The sequence below is a fragment of the Deinococcus detaillensis genome, from assembly GCF_007280555.1.
Classification (GTDB): domain Bacteria; phylum Deinococcota; class Deinococci; order Deinococcales; family Deinococcaceae; genus Deinococcus; species Deinococcus detaillensis.
Map to the genome: position 1 here is coordinate 129,308 of NZ_VKDB01000001.1, position 14,343 is coordinate 143,650.

General features: G+C 62.6%; 10 protein-coding genes. 6 read left to right on the forward strand and 4 right to left on the reverse strand.

The window, feature by feature from the left end:
• Window positions 1-11: 11 nt before the first annotated feature.
• Both glf and FNU79_RS00695 read right to left on the reverse strand, forming a co-directional pair.
• Window positions 12-1,151: a UDP-galactopyranose mutase gene (glf, locus tag FNU79_RS00690; protein ID WP_185974566.1), complete on the reverse strand. Its 1,140-nt coding sequence runs from the start codon at window positions 1,149-1,151 to the stop codon at window positions 12-14.
• Window positions 1,144-2,289, reverse strand: coding sequence for a glycosyltransferase family 1 protein (locus FNU79_RS00695; protein WP_143719306.1), 1,146 nt, complete (start codon window positions 2,287-2,289; stop codon window positions 1,144-1,146). The genes glf and FNU79_RS00695 overlap by 8 nt, the downstream gene beginning before the upstream one ends.
• Before the next feature lie 111 nt (window positions 2,290-2,400).
• Between FNU79_RS00695 and FNU79_RS19005 the strand changes: the two genes are divergently transcribed.
• The 3 genes from FNU79_RS19005 (at window position 2,401) to FNU79_RS00705 (ending at window position 7,179) form a co-directional block, all read left to right on the forward strand.
• A complete protein-coding gene (locus FNU79_RS19005) occupies window positions 2,401-2,571 on the forward strand; it encodes a hypothetical protein (RefSeq protein ID WP_185974567.1) in 171 nt (56 codons plus the stop codon).
• 232 nt (window positions 2,572-2,803) lie between these two features.
• Window positions 2,804-3,988, forward strand: a complete 1,185-nt coding sequence (locus FNU79_RS00700) for a metallophosphoesterase family protein (protein ID WP_143719014.1) — start codon at window positions 2,804-2,806, stop codon at window positions 3,986-3,988.
• Entirely contained in the window at window positions 3,985-7,179 is a 3,195-nt protein-coding gene (locus FNU79_RS00705) for an AAA family ATPase (RefSeq protein WP_143719015.1), read from the forward strand. Before FNU79_RS00700 ends, FNU79_RS00705 begins: the two co-directional genes overlap by 4 nt.
• Before the next feature lie 7 nt (window positions 7,180-7,186).
• Here the strand turns inward: FNU79_RS00705 and FNU79_RS00710 are convergent, their stop codons facing one another.
• Together FNU79_RS00710 and FNU79_RS00715 are read right to left on the reverse strand one after the other, a co-directional pair.
• Complete coding sequence (locus FNU79_RS00710) at window positions 7,187-8,548, reverse strand: D-alanyl-D-alanine carboxypeptidase/D-alanyl-D-alanine-endopeptidase (protein WP_225429791.1); 1,362 nt, start codon at window positions 8,546-8,548, stop codon at window positions 7,187-7,189.
• 58 nt (window positions 8,549-8,606) lie between these two features.
• A complete protein-coding gene (locus tag FNU79_RS00715; RefSeq protein WP_143719016.1) occupies window positions 8,607-9,365 on the reverse strand; it encodes an endonuclease III domain-containing protein in 759 nt (252 codons plus the stop codon).
• Window positions 9,366-9,750: 385 nt separating this feature from the next.
• On the opposite strand from FNU79_RS00715, the gene FNU79_RS00720 reads away from it, so the two are divergent.
• From FNU79_RS00720 to FNU79_RS00730, 3 genes are all read left to right on the forward strand, one after another.
• Window positions 9,751-12,042, forward strand: coding sequence for an ATP-binding protein (locus FNU79_RS00720; RefSeq protein WP_143719017.1), 2,292 nt, complete (start codon window positions 9,751-9,753; stop codon window positions 12,040-12,042).
• Between the two features lie 512 nt (window positions 12,043-12,554).
• On the forward strand, window positions 12,555-12,905 hold the full coding sequence (locus FNU79_RS00725) for a cupin domain-containing protein (RefSeq protein WP_143719018.1): 351 nt from the start codon (window positions 12,555-12,557) through the stop codon (window positions 12,903-12,905).
• A gap of 209 nt (window positions 12,906-13,114) precedes the next feature.
• Entirely contained in the window at window positions 13,115-13,915 is an 801-nt protein-coding gene (locus tag FNU79_RS00730) for a class I SAM-dependent methyltransferase (protein ID WP_143719019.1), read from the forward strand.
• Window positions 13,916-14,343: the final 428 nt, after the last annotated feature.

Below are 14,343 nucleotides of genomic sequence, written 5' to 3' on the forward strand. Positions count from 1 at the left end.
TTACGTTGCTGTTAAGCCAGCGTTTCTTCCAGTACCTTCACTCCGCTGAGTTTGCGGTGCGCCGTCAGCGCCTGAGCGACCACCTGATCCATGTTGTAGTACTTGTACGTCGCCAGCCGCCCCACGAACATCACGTTCGGCGTCGCCTGAGCCAGCGCCTCGTATTTCTTGTACAGCAGGGCATTCTCGGGCCTCGGCACCGGGTAGTACGGATCGCCCTCGGCGCGTGGCAGCTCGTAGACCACGCTGGTCTGGGCGTGTGTCTGCCCGGTGATGTGCTTGAACTCGCTGACGCGGGTGTAGGCGTAGTCGTTGGGATAATTCACCGTGCCCACCGGCAGCATCTGCGCCTGCGGGTGCGTCTCGTGAACAAATTCCAGGCTGCGGTAAGGCAACTTGCCGAAACGGTAGTCAAAATAGGCGTCCACTGGGCCGGTGTAGATCATCTGGTCAAACGGCACGAAGTCGGCAATCTCGCGGTAATCGGTGTTGGTCATCACCTTGATGTTGGGGTGGGCCAGCATCCGCTCGAACATCCGGGTATAGCCGTGCAGCGGCATCACCTGATAGGTGTCGGCGAAGTAGCGGTCATCGCGGTTGGTGCGGGTCGGCACGCGGGCCGTCACCGAGGCGTCGAGTTCGCTGGGGTCCAGGCCCCACTGCTTGCGGGTGTAGCCCCGGAAGAACTTGTTGTAGAGATCGCGCCCGACCTTGCTGACCACCACGTCCTCGCTGGTGCGAATCTTCTCGGCGGGTTCGGCCACTGAGGCGAAGAATTCTTCGACCTGAAAGGCGGTCAGATTCAGGCCGTACAGCTGATTGACCGTGTCCAGATTGATCGGAATGGGGAGCAGTTGCCCGTCCACGCTGGCCTTGACCCGGTGCTGGTAGGGCCGCCACTCGGTGAAGCGCGAGAGATAATCAAAGACCTCACGGCTGTTGGTGTGGAAGATGTGCGGGCCGTAGGGGTGAATCAGCACGCCCGCGTCGTCGTAGCGGTCGTAAGCGTTGCCGCCGATGTGCGCTCTCTTGTCGACGATCAGCACCGACTTGCCCTCTGAAGCCAGCCGCTCGGCCAGCACCGACCCGGCAAAGCCCGCGCCCACGATCAGGTAATCGAAGCCGCTGGACATTAAGGGCAGCTCAGTCATCTGCGGCCTCAGTTTTTGTAGCCTTACGGCCTCTCGCTTCATTCATCCGTGTCTCCATCTCGGCCCAGGTTTGTGACCAAGACAGCCCGGCCAGGTAAGCGTCGGCGCGGGCTTGCCGCTCCCGGCCTTCGGGTTGGTGGCGTTCGGCAAGAGCGGCTTCACAGGCGGCCTCAAAGTCATCGGCGCGGTTGGCAATTCGCACTAGATCTTGCTCACCGTAGGGGCGCACCACGTCGCGGATTTCGGTCGACACCACCGGCACGCCCGCCGCCAGGTATTCCGGCGTCTTGGTCGGCGAGATGAACTCGGTGGACGCGTTGCGGGCAAACAGCAGCAGCGCCACGTCCCAGTGCGCCAGATACTGAGGCAACTCGGCGTAGTTTTTCATGCCCAAGTAGTGCAGGTTGGCGGCGCGGGGCAAATCGCTTTCCTGAATCTTGACAACTGGCCCCAGCAACACGAATTGCCACTCGGGGCGGCGCTCGGCCAACTCGGCGAGCAGGGCGGTGTCGAAGCGCTCGTCGATCACGCCGTAAAAGCCCAAGCGGGGGCGCTTCAAGTCGGCTTGATCGGCGGGATCGGGCATTTGGCTGCGGGCCTGGGCAAAGTGGGCCTTGTCCACGCTGGAGGGAAACGGGTAAGCGTGTGGGTGCTGCTCGCTTTTGGCTTCCCACAAACGGTGGCCGCCGGTAAAGACCAGATCGGCCCGCGCCAAGAGCTGCTGCTCGCGGGGGCGCAACTCCGGCGGCGCGAAGCGGAAATTGGCCAGCTCGTCCATGCAGTCGTAAATCACCAAGCTGGGATCAAGCGCGGTGACCATCGGCATTTCCATCGGGGTGTAAACCCATAAGGTGTAATCGTGCCACGCTTCGCTGAAGGCCAGTTCATTGAGCATGGCCGCCGTGCGGGCCTGCGAGGTAGCGGGGTCTAGGCCTTCCGGCAGGCGCGGCACGACGACCGTGACCCCGTATTCGGTAGAGCGGATGTCCAGTGAGCTGTCCCACTCCCCGAAGATGGGCGGCTCCACGTAATACACCCGCCGATCACGCGCCGCCTGACTCATCAAATGCTGCGGACGCTGAAAGACGAAATCCCATCTGAGGTGGGCCAAACAAATCAAGTCGCCCTGCCGTGCCATTTTTGCCGCGTTTTCTTCCACAGTTCTTCTCCCAATCACTCGCCGAACGAAGCTGGCAAGTCCCCAAATTGATTTATAAATCTCAATTCACTTGTGAAAACCTGTGTAAAAATGACCGAAGTGCGATTCAGTCCACATTGGGTTTCCATCAACCAAAAATTGACTGTTGATGAAGACAAGGAAGCGGTGTTGTCCAAATTGCTGAGCCTTTCTAGACTTGCCGAGTTTAGCCGCAGAAGTGAGGCACAAATAGAGCGATTTGCCTCAGAGGGCTTCATTTGATGTTTAGCGGAGGTCAATCTTGGCCCGAAAACGCTTCATCTCTTGCTTAAGACTTCAGGCCACTTCACCCAAGCTCAATTTGGAATGGATTGGGCAAAGAGCGGGTCAGTTTCTCTCTCCCCATTGGCTCCTGAACTTTTGCTCGGTTCCTTTGTGCCTACACGCCGCGTAAGCGCTGCCACTCGCACTCTTGTTTCCTTTTGTTAAGGTCTGCCGTGCTAGCTTTTTCGGTATGCGCGTACTTCACACCGCCGACTTCCACGCTGGGCGCACTTTGCGCGGCTACGACCGCACCCCCGAAATCCGCGACGCCCTGAATGAAATCGTGGGCCTGGCCCGCAGTGAGAAGGTTGACGCCGTGCTGGTGGCGGGCGACCTCTTCGACACGGTCAATCCGCCTGCCGACGCCGAAGCGGCCATCTTCGCTTTTTTTCTGGCGCTGCGCGACGCGGGCATTCCCAGCATCGTGATCGCCGGAAACCACGACAGCGCCTCGCGCTTAGCAGGCCTCAGCGGGCTGCTCGGCTGGGTGGGTGTGCAGGTGGTGGCCCAGCCGAGCCACGATCCGCGCCAGATGATCCGCACGGTGGAGACCAAGAGCGGCGAGAAATTGGTGGTGGGCGCACTTCCCTACCTCTCCGAGCGCCGATTGGTCAAAGCCGCCGACGTGATGGGGGCCGAAGTTGGGTTGTGGCGGCAAAAATACCGCGAGGGGATGAAGTTTTTTCTGGGTCAGTTGGCGGCGGGTTTTGAAGCGGGAGCAGTCAATATGTTGATGCTGCACGCCACCCTCGACGGCGCGGTGGCCAGCGGCTCGGATAGGGGAATGCAGTTCGATTTGACCAACGCCTACACCGTCTCGCCGCTGCAACTTCCGGCGGCGGCGCAGTATGTGGCGCTGGGCCACGTCCACAAGCCGCAGGAACTCGGCGCGTCCCCGCTGGCCTGCTACTCGGGCAGCATTATCCAGCTCGATTTCGGTGAGGGCGGCGAGAAAAAACAGGTCAACTTGGTGGAAGTCGAAGCGGGGCGGCCTGCCAAAGTCCACGCCATTCCGCTCGTCAGCGGCAAGGAACTGAGAACCATTCGGGCCGATCTGGAAACACTGGATGCCCGCCTCAGCGCCGTGAAAGGCTTTGACGGCCTGCTGAAGGTGGTGGTGCGTGCGCCCGCCGGAACCGCCTTGCCGGGTCTCAAGGACCGGGTGCTGCGGCAATTTCCTAACGCGCTGGGCGTGGAGTTGGAAGCCGTCAAGGATGAGGCGACGGTGCAGGCGGCGAGCCGTGAGGGACTGAGCATTGAGCAGCTTTACGAGCGCTACCACCAGGAGCGGCGAGGCGAGTTGCCGGACGCCCTGCGGCGGGTCTTCAAAGAAACGGATATGGCGGTGCGCGAAGCAGCAGGGGACGGAATATGAAACCCCTCCAACTCAGCGTGCAGGGCTTCATGCCGTTCCGCGATCAGGTGGAAGTCGACTTCACCGACCTGCAACTCTTCGCCATTCAGGGAGCCACCGGCAGCGGCAAAAGCAGTCTGCTCGACGCCATCACCTACGCCCTCTACGGCGAAACCGACCGCCTCGGCCAGACTGGGCTGGACGCGCTGATTTCCACTGGCGAGAAGTCGTTCACCGTCAGCCTGACCTTCGAGAGCGGCGGGCAAACCTACCGGGTGGTTCGCAACAAGGGGCGCAAAGCCGCCGAGAATCAGGTCCGGATCGAGCAGCACAGCTTAGACGCGGCGGGCAAGGTCAAGTGGCTCAACCTCTCGGAGAACACCACCCGCGCCACCCAGAGCCGTATCAGTAAGGTGCTGGGGCTGGATTTCAAGAGCTTTACCCGCGCCGTGATGCTGCCGCAGGGCAAGTTCGACGCTCTGCTGCGCGGCTCCAAAGCTGAGCGCCAAAAGCTGCTGGGCGAGCTGACCAACATCGGCCACGTCGCCGAGATGCACTCGCACGCCGCCGAGCGCAGCAAGACCCTCAAATTCGAGCTGGCGGGCGTGCATCACCTGCTTGAGGGCGAGTACGCGGGCGTGTCTAGGGCGGTACTCGACGATTTGAAAGCCGAGCGCAGCCGAGTGGAGACCGAGGCGCAGACCCTGATCGATGACCGCGACGCCCTGCAAGCCGAGCTGACCCGCTTGCGGGCGCAGGAAAGCTTGCATCAGGAGTGGGAAGCGCAAGGGCGCAAGCTCAGCGACCTCGACGCGCAGGCGACGGCAGCAAGGGAAGGCGCGGCGCGGGCCGAGCGGGCCAGAACGGTGGCGGGGGCGCTCCCACTCTTGGACACCGCTCAGCAAGCGCGGGCGGCGGCTGCCGGGGCCGAGCGAACTGCCCACCAAACCCAAACGGCTCTTGGCGCGGCGCAAACGGCCCTGAACCAAGCGGCGGGAGGCGAGCAGGCCGCCCTGAGTGCACAGGACAGCGGCAGCCAGCAAGCCAACCAGCGCCTAGAGCGGTCTGAGCGAGTGGCCGAAGCTCTGCCGCTGCTGCGGAGCGCCGCTCAGGCTGAGCAAGCCGCCGAGCGGGCCAGCGCCGCCGAGCAGGTCTCTCAGGCCGCATTGGCCGCCGCCGAGCGCCAGCAAGCCAGCCTGGCCCAAGCTGAAGCCAGCGCCCAGCAGCAAGCCGAGCACATTCCCGACTTGGAGGCCCGCGCCGAGCTGCTCAAGAATGCCCAGAGCGATCTGGCCCGACTCAAACGTGCTGGGGGCAACCTCCAAACCACCCATCCTCAGCCGCTGCCCTGGGACGAAGACGCTCACTTTGCCGCCCATGAAGCCGCCCAGAAGCTGGAGCATTTAAAAGCTGAAAAGGTCAAACTGGAAGCTGAAAAAGCTGGACTCAGCGCCGGACGCGCCCGCTACGCGCTCGACGAGCAGTTGCAGCGCCAGGAAAAAAGCGAGATGGAGCAGATCGAGCAAGATGGGCGGCTGCTCAAGGCCGACTTCGAGCGAGCCGAAGCGGCTTTGGAGGCCGCCGTCAAGCAAGCTGGGCTGAGTGCTCACCGCGCCCACTTGCACTTGGGGCAGCCGTGCCCGCTGTGTGAGCAAGAAGTCCGCATCTTACCGAGCGGCCCCATCGCCGACGTGGAGGAGCTGAGGGCCATCAAAGAAGCCGTTCAGCGGCGCTTAGACGAGCGGCGTGACCGGTTCAAAAATTTGCGGGCCTCCAGCACGGTGCGCTCAGGTCAGCTCGAGGACAAAGCCCGTGAACTCAGCGACTGGGAAGCCGCCCTGCATGACCGCGAGAGCGATCTGCGAACTGGCGCAGCCAAGTACAGCGGCGAGGAACCTGAACAGGCCAAGCGCTTGCTGGCGGGCTTGGCAGCGCGGGTGCAACTGGCGGGCCGCGATCCGGCGGGAGAGCGGCAAAAGGTATTGAACGAAATCGGCAGCCTCAAGGCGGCGCTGGACAGTGCCAGAGCTGCCCAAGCCAAAGCTGGAGCCAGCCAAGCCGCCGCCGCTGCCACCCTGCAAGCAGCTCAGGCCGCCCTCGCTGAGCGCCGCGCCGAAGCTGGGCAGGCCGGGGCTGCGCTGCAAGCAGTTTTACTGAGCCTGAGCTTGTCTGCCGAGCAGGTGCAGGCCGCGCCCGATCCGGCGGAGGAGCGCCGCGCCGCCCAGCAGCAGCTCAAAGCGTTGGCGGGCGCACTCGAAAGCGCCCGGCGCACGCTGGCCGACGCGCAGGCCCGCCAAGCTGCCGCCGCCGCTACTTTTGAAGCCGCACGAACCAATGCCGATCAGCGCGGGGCCGACGCTATTCGTGCCGAGGCTGCCTTGCAAGCGGTGCTGGATAGTCTCTGCCTCAGTGCTGAAGAGGTGCAGGCGTCCGCTTTGCCCGAAGCCGAGATCCGCGCTCTCGAAGCGGCCCTGCGCAGTCACCTCGCCGAGCGTGAGCAAGTCTTAGCGGCTCTGAGCGCCCTAGAAACCAAACTCGGCGGCGTAACATTTGATCCGGCCCGTTTGTCACAGGCGCAGCGCGATTTGTACGCGGCGGAAGCGGCCCTCGGCGCGGCACGCGGGCGCATCGGCGAGCTGGCCGAGTCGCTGCGGGCCGGAGCCGAGCGTCTAGAGCGCAAATCTGAACTGTCGGGTAAGGCTGGTCAACTGGCCAGCACCCTCGATCTGTGGACGACGCTGAGCAACTCGCTGCGGGCCAATGAGTTTCAGCAGTACCTCCTCCAAGAAGTCGAGAGCCGCTTGCTGGCCGGCGCGGGCGAACTGCTGTTTGAAATCAGCGATGGGCGCTACCGTCTGGCTCTGGACGGCGGAGACTACATGGTGCAAGACCTCTGGAACGCGGGTGAGACGCGGGGCGTCAAGACCCTGTCGGGCGGCGAAACCTTTCTGGCAAGCCTCTCGCTGGCGATTGCCCTCAGCGATTACCTCGCCGGGAACCGCATTCTGGGCGCACTGTTTTTGGATGAGGGCTTCGGCACGCTCGACCCGCAGGCGCTCGACTCGGTGGCCGGAGCGCTGGAAAATCTGCGGACGCAGGGCCGGATGGTCGGCGTGATTACTCATGTGGAGAGCTTGTCGGAGCGGCTCCCCAGTCGCCTGCTGATCAGCAAAAGCGTGGCCGGAAGCAGCGTGCAGCGGATTGACAGCTAGCGTCCCATTAGTGATTTTGCGCGATGACTTTCACCATTCGGTCTTGATAAGCCCGCAAATCGAGGGTGTTGCCGGGAGCCTGATCCATCATCAGGGCGAAGGCCAGCACGTGCCCCGATTTGCCACGCACATACCCGGCCAAGCTGGAGACGCCCGGCAGCGTGCCGGTTTTGGCCCGCACGTCCAGCCCGCTGCCGACGAAGCGCCCAGCCAGCGTGCCGCCGAGGGCGCGGGCTTCGGCGCTGGCCTCGCCGGTTGCGCCACGCGGCAGCGCTTCGATAAACAGGTTTTTGCGCTGGGCAAAGGCGTCGGCGGGTGTAATTGGGGTCTTTGAAGCGGTGATCGGCAAGTCGTACATCCGGCTCAGCACCGTCACCAGGCTGCGGGGGGTTAGGCGGTTGCCGCCCGACAACCCTGAGGCGTCGTTGAGGCTCATTGGCGCGGCATTGACACCGACTTTGATCAGGAAGGCGCGGAGTCCGGCGACCATGCCCGCGTGCGTCACGGCTCCGTTGCCGGCCACCTTGCTGCCGAGTTCGGCGGCAATCTGCTCGGCCCAGACATTGTCGCTGGGCTTGAGGGTCTGTTTGGCCAGCTCGATCAGCGGTTGGCTGCGAACGGTGGCCAGGCCGAGTTCGGCAGGGGGCGCGGGCAACGGCGGCGAAGCGCCCGGAATCACGCTGCCGAACTGCTGCACCGCCGCTTGCCCGACCACATGACCCAGCGAGCTACTCTGCCCGCCGCCCACCTGAATGCCCGCCGCCCGCAACTGGCCTTCAAAAGCGCTGATGACGCGCTCGGCGTAGCGTTCCGGCGTATCGTTCCAACCCGGATATTCACTCAGCCGCACCGCCACCACAGGAGTGCCCAGCGGCAAAGCAGGCCAGGTGCTGCTGTCGACTGTGGGCGCTAGGCGCACCTCGCCAACACTTTTGATGCCTCTGGCTGAGAGCTGCTTGGCGAGCGCGGCCAGAGAATAGCGGCCTTGAATGCTGAAGCTGGGATCGCCGCCGCCGCGCAGGGTAACGGAGCTGAGCGCTGAGGCTTTGCCGTTGACTTCTGCGGCGCTGGCCGTTACATCGGCGCTGTACCACGCCAGCGGCCCAGATTGGCTGAGGCGGGCGGCCATACTGACGATTTTTAGGGTAGACGCTGGAGTAAACAGCTCGTCGGGGCGGGAGGCTTCCACCACCTTGCCAGTCGTGAGGTCGCGCACCAGCAGGCCGGTGTGGGCGGGGCTGGGCGGGCGCTGAAGAAGCGCTGAAACCGCCGGACTCAGCACCGGGCGCAGCGTCACCTCCGCCGCGCCAGCGAGTGAGGCGGCCAGCAGCGGCGCAATCAGGAGCGGCACAGTAAGCAGAGAACGCACCGACACAGGGTAACAGACGCGGGTGAAAAAGCGAACAAATCAGCGAAGGTGCTGGGCGCTAACTCTTGAATGTAGGCACCTTGCCGCCGTAAATCTGATAAGCGTCGCACACGTCTTGCAGCACGCACTTGCTGCACTTCGGGGAGCTGAAACTGCACACCCGTTGCCCGTGCCGCAGCAAATTGATGTGCAGCTCATAGAGCAGCGGCGGCTGGGGCGGCAACAGAGCCAAGAGCGCCTTGTGTGCTGTCTGCTCGCCTATTTTGGGAATCGCCCCGATGCGGGTGGTGATGCGGTGAACGTGGGTATCCACCGGGAAAACTGGTTTGGCGTAGTTGAACAGCAGCACCAGCGAAGCGGTTTTGACGCCCACGCCCGGCAGAGCGGTCAGCCATTTGAGGCCCGCTTCAGGTGTCAGCTCGTTCAAAAAGTCTAAGTCGTAATTGCCGCGCTCGGCTTTGACGGCCTTCAAGGTGGCCTGAATGCGTGGGGCTTTCTGGTCGGGGTAATTGCTCAGGCGTATAGCGTGGGCCACCGCTTCGGTCGGGGCGTCTACGATGGCGTCCCAGTCACCCAATTCGCGCAACTCCTGATAAGCGGCGTCCTCGTTGGCAGCGGTGGTGCGCTGAGACAAGATGGTGCTGATGAGTTCGTGCATGGCCTCACGCCGGGGCACGAGCGGCACCTCGCCGTACTCGGCCCGGAAGCGCTCATACACAGTGAGCAGTAAAGCGGCCCGTGCTTCAGGTGACTGGTTAACGTTGAGATCGTGATTTGTGTCGGTGTCAGGCAACTCGAACAGCGGCAGCTCAGGCATAAGCTTCACGCTAGGACTTGGGCGGGTGGGTTGTGTGGGCGGGAGGTTTTGTAATCGTTGGCTTTTACAGTGTGGAAGAGAGAGCGTTCAAATGCTCTAGATCAAAGCTACGGCTGCAACACAATCTTCGTGAGCTTGCCCGCTTCCAGCAGCTTATTGACCCGCCCCGCTTCTCAGCGTCGCCGGATATCTAGCGACTCCTCTGAACCGAGTCCAGTATTGGTCACGCCAATCGGACATTTGCGTTCAAAAGGATAACGGGCTGGTGGTTTCTGGCACATAAAAACCGGCCATACCGCTGCCGTCTTTTGCACTCACTTGAGCTAAAAGTCCAGGAACTCCAATTCCTACTTTGTATCTCATAACACTCTCTGTACACTGGGTCATGAACAATCAGCTCGAGGCACCGCTTCCGGCAGGGCCAGGCCTCCTGCTGGGGCGGGAGCGTGATCTGAGCCGCCTGATGGAGCTTTTGCACAGTGGCTGCTGGCTCATCACGCTGCGCGGTCCTGGCGGCATCGGCAAAACGGCGCTCGCGTTGCACCTGGCGCACTGGGTCCAGATGATGTACGACCACGTTCAGTTCGTGGACCTGTCTACTCTGCGCGACCCGGGCGAGGTGCTCAGCGTTATCGCTCTGGCGCTCCCTCTACCTGCACACGGAGGCGATCCTGGGCGACTCATCCGTGAATTTGCCGCACAGCAGCGGACGCTTCTGATTCTCGACAACTTCGAACACCTCCTCCCGGCAGCGCTGCACCTGGGTGATCTCAATTCTGGCGAGGGCACCCTTCAAATCGTGGTCACCAGCCGCGCCGCCCTGCACCTGCATGACGAATACGAGCATCCAGTGGAGCCGCTGGCCCTGCCGGGAAGCGCTGTTCAGGCCGCGTCCAGTCCCGCCGTGCAACTCTTTGTGAGGCGTGTTCAGGCTTCGCGGCCTTCCTTTCGCCTCACTGTCCACAACACGCCTGATGTGATCCGGTTGTGCGAAATTCTGGAGGGGGTGCCGCTGGCCCTGGAACTCGCTGCCGCCCGTCTGCGAAACTACGCGCTGCCTGACCTGCTGGCGCAACTGCGCGGACCACTGGGGAATCTGAAAGCGGACTTTCAGGACCGGCCCGAACGGCTGCGTTCGCTGCGGGCCGCTGTGCAGTGGAGCTACGATCTGCTGAGCGGGAACGACCGTGACATTTTCGAGTGCTGCTCACTCTTTGAGGGCAACTTCACCCCGGCGGCGCTGACGGCGGTCTGGGGATCAGCAGACGCACTCGAGCGAACCGAAGTGCTGCTGGACCAGAGCTTCGTGCAGCGCCTGGAAACACCGGAAACGCGCTGGAAGATGTTGCAACCTCTGCGTGAACTGGCCGCCGAGCAGGTTGCCCACCACCCACTGGCCCGCAGCTGGCGTGACCGGCATGCCCTCTACTTTCTGAACATGATCGAGGAGCATATCGGGAAGTGGGAACGGGGCGGCACCGACGACCGGGCAAGTTACCTGCCACACTATCCCAATATCCGGGCTGGGATGGTCTGGGTCACGGAGCAGGGCCAAGCCGACCTCGCCTACCGTTACCTCTGTAAGATCGGATTTTTCTGGATGTCCTTCGGTCTGTCTGCTCGGGAAGTGCCGCTGACGAATCAGGTGCTGGCCCTCCCGCCCCCCGAGGACCGGGAGATGCTGCTGCGGGCACTGGAAGTCAGCACCTATGGCCTGAATGACACTGGGCAGTTCCAGGCCGCAGAAGTGCGTCTGCGAGAGATGTTGACGATCTGCCAGGAACTGGGCGACCGCGACGCCGCCGCCATGACCAGCCTCGCCCTCGCCGAAGTGCAGCTGGCAATGGGCCGTGCCGATCAGGCCTGGGACCGGGTGGAGCAGGTGCTGCGTGAGGAACCTGAACGGATGCTCGGCAGTTTCCAGACTCCCAGGGGGCGGATGAACCGGCCCATTTCGCGTCTGGCAGCCGCCCGCTGCTTGCTGGAACTGGGCCGCCACGAAGAGGCCCTGGACTACGCCGTGCTGGCCCGCCAGTATTACCGGGAGGTCAGTAACCAAGTGTTTGAACTTGTCACCGAGAACCTGATTGGCCAACTGCTGCTGCACCTGAACCGGCGGGCTGAGGCCGTCACGCTGCTGCTTGCCTGCCTCCACAAATCAGTTGCACAGGGCTTCAGGGGCGTCACCAACGCTGTCCTGGGATGGAGCCTGACCCTGGCGGCGGCGGACGTGCAGGACTGGAACACCCTGGTGCAGTTCACGGCGTTCGTGAATGGTCCCGGCTGGGAAACTTCGCAGAGCGTTTCCGACCTCCAGTTGCGGTGTGATCTGGACCAGGCTCGTCAGGTACTGGGGGAAGCCGGGTTTCAGGAGGCCTGGATAGCGGGAACACGCTTGCTGTTGCCGGACGCGGTGGCGCTGGCTGAGCGGCTGGTGCAGCACCTGTCCATCCCCACGCAGCGCTCAGGCGTCCGTCCAGACCTGACCCCCCGCGAGTGGGAGGTGCTGGCACTCGTCGCTCAGGGCCACCCGGATCGCCGGATTGCCCGCCTGCTGAATATCAGTCCGGGCACGGCGAGCAAGCACGTCAGCAATCTGCTCAGTAAACTGGGGCTGCGTAACCGTGTAGAACTGGCCCGCTGGGCCATCGAACAGGGAAAGGTTCTGCGCCCGTAACAGCAGAGCAGAACCGATATTGTTCGGTAACTGATACCAATCACCAAAATTCCGAATGCACTCTCAGGAAAACGCCGAGAGCGCCGCCTCCATTTCCGTGATTGGTATTGTTCACGACTCGCTCCGCTCGAAAAATTTGGCTTTTTGGAAGCCAAATTTTTGGTGATTGGTATGAGTGGAGAACCGCGCCGAATTTCTTCAAATTTGCGGCGGTGTACCGAATCCTGCTACCAGGGCCGACTACCGAGTATTGCTGATGTGAAAGTGCCCTCCCAGCGCCTACCGTAAGGCATCACTGAGGACTGATTCAGATTCGGATCCGTCCGTTTAGTGGTGGCCGCTTCGGAGGGTGGCAGCACGATTCAGAGGGCGACTGGAAGAGAGCTGTTTCAGGTCGCAGGGCAAGCACGCCTTGCAAGGGGGAAATTATGAGGGGAGCATTTACGCATCTGTGCGCCATCGTCTGCACCGGGAGCTTGCTGTTGGGAGCGGCTCAGGCCCAGACTCCAGCTGTGCCGAAGCCCGAGTTCAAGGTTGTCTCGGCGCACGCTTTCATTCCTCCGCCACTCCCGGCCACAGTGCAGGTGGAGCAGGACGTGCTCGATCTTCCAGCAGGAATCTGCACCGGCTTTCATCACCACGGCGGTTCAGGAATCGAGACTGTGCTGACTGGCGAGGTCATAGTGGAAACCAGAGCCACAGCCACCACCCCGGCCAGCAGCAAGACCTACAAGGCGGGTGAGGCCTACGTCTACCCGGCAGGAGACGTCCACAACTTCTGCAACATGACCACGCTGCCCGCGTCCTACACAGCGGTGCTCCTACTGCCTAACGGAGCCGCGCCGACCACGCCGGACGAATGAGCGGCTCCCGGCAAGACGGGCCGCTGTAGAGACGGCAGTCAGCGGTGAGGTGCCTCCTTGATCTGGGTTCAGAGGGCATATCGGCAGGAGAGGCCTGAGCTTTTGGTCTCCCCTGCCGATATGCCGCCGCCAAGCACCCACGCCGCCGTACGTCTGAGGGCCGTACGCAGCTGCAAGAAGCACACGCTCGCCAGAAAGTGGAGGAATGTATGACCAGTGAACCGAGACCGCGCACCGCCGCCTTCAACGCCCCGCTCTGGGGCAGCCGGGCACGGGACTGGGCCGACCTTCAGGAAAGCCTGTGCCGACCCATGTATCTGGCCGCTTACGAGCGCCTCGGCCTGTCAGCAGGGTGCGATCACCTTGACGTGGGATGCGGTGCCGGGTTGGCCGCGCAGCTCTCCGCCGAACGGGGCGCGTCGGTTCGGGGTCTCGACGCCTCACCCAACATGCTGGCGATTGCTCAGGAACGGGTGCCGACCGCCGATTTCCTGGAGGGCGACCTTGAAGCCCTGCCCTACGCGGATGACCGTTTCGATCTGGTGACCGGATTCAACTCGTTCCAATACGCCGGAAATCCAGGCGTCGCGTTGGGCGAGGCGAAGCGGGTCGCCAGACCAGGCGGCCAGGTGCTGATCATGACTTGGGGCGACCCGGAAGGGATGGAGGCAGCCTCCCTGGTCCGGGCGCTCGGGCCGCTGCTGCCGCTGCCGCCGCCCGGTGCACCCGGCCCATTTGCCCTCTCGGATGAGGTGGCTCTGCGGGCGTTTGCGACTGGCGCAGGCTTGGAGCCGCAGGAAGTCTTCGACGTGCCCTTAACGTGGCATTACGCAGATCTCACCACGGCCCTGCTCGCGCAGCTCTCATCCGGGGTCTCGGCCCGTGCTATCGCCCACTCCGGGGAGGAGGCGGTCAAGGTGGCCTACCACCGGGCGCTGGAGCCGTACCGCCAGACGGACGGCAGCTACACCATCGGAGCCAGCTTCCGCTGTCTGACAGCGCGGGCCTAACCAAGCTTGAGCAGAAGAAAACGACACCGCCTATTCGCCCGACCCTTCAAAGCGTTTCACCCCGTCTGTACAGGCCGTCATGTTGAGAAATCCCCTGTTCTCGTCCCTAACACTTTCGGCAGCCCTGTCCATATTCGCTGGCCACCTCTTCACCGCCGCTCAGCAACGACACTGACCCTCGAATTACGGGCGCTGCTTTTCTCGAAAAGTGGTCGAAATTTACTTTGGACAATTTTCACTTCATGCTGTCCATTAAGTAGAACAACGTTTATCTTTAGATAAACCGAGCAAAGCGAGAAGGTAGAAAAGTACAGCCAGATTACCGTTTTGGGATTCCGCCAAAAACGCTCCATCCCTCCACTCCCATCTGGCCGTACTTAGTAGACTCCCAGCGGCGCTGGGAAGCCTTAAACCGGAGAAGTACCTTA

Bases quoted from the DNA above. Each gene is read 5' to 3' on its own strand.
- FNU79_RS00715 (WP_143719016.1), bottom strand. From the start codon at position 9,365: ATGCCTGAGCTGCCGCTGTTCGAGTTGCCTGACACCGACACAAATCAC.
- FNU79_RS19005 (WP_185974567.1), top strand. From the start codon at position 2,401: ATGACCGAAGTGCGATTCAGTCCACATTGGGTTTCCATCAACCAAAAA.
- FNU79_RS00730 (WP_143719019.1), top strand. From the start codon at position 13,115: ATGACCAGTGAACCGAGACCGCGCACCGCCGCCTTCAACGCCCCGCTC.
- FNU79_RS00695 (WP_143719306.1), bottom strand. From the start codon at position 2,289: ATGGCACGGCAGGGCGACTTGATTTGTTTGGCCCACCTCAGATGGGAT.
- FNU79_RS00700 (WP_143719014.1), top strand. From the start codon at position 2,804: ATGCGCGTACTTCACACCGCCGACTTCCACGCTGGGCGCACTTTGCGC.
- FNU79_RS00720 (WP_143719017.1), top strand. From the start codon at position 9,751: ATGAACAATCAGCTCGAGGCACCGCTTCCGGCAGGGCCAGGCCTCCTG.
- FNU79_RS00705 (WP_143719015.1), top strand. From the start codon at position 3,985: ATGAAACCCCTCCAACTCAGCGTGCAGGGCTTCATGCCGTTCCGCGAT.
- glf (WP_185974566.1), bottom strand. From the start codon at position 1,151: ATGACTGAGCTGCCCTTAATGTCCAGCGGCTTCGATTACCTGATCGTG.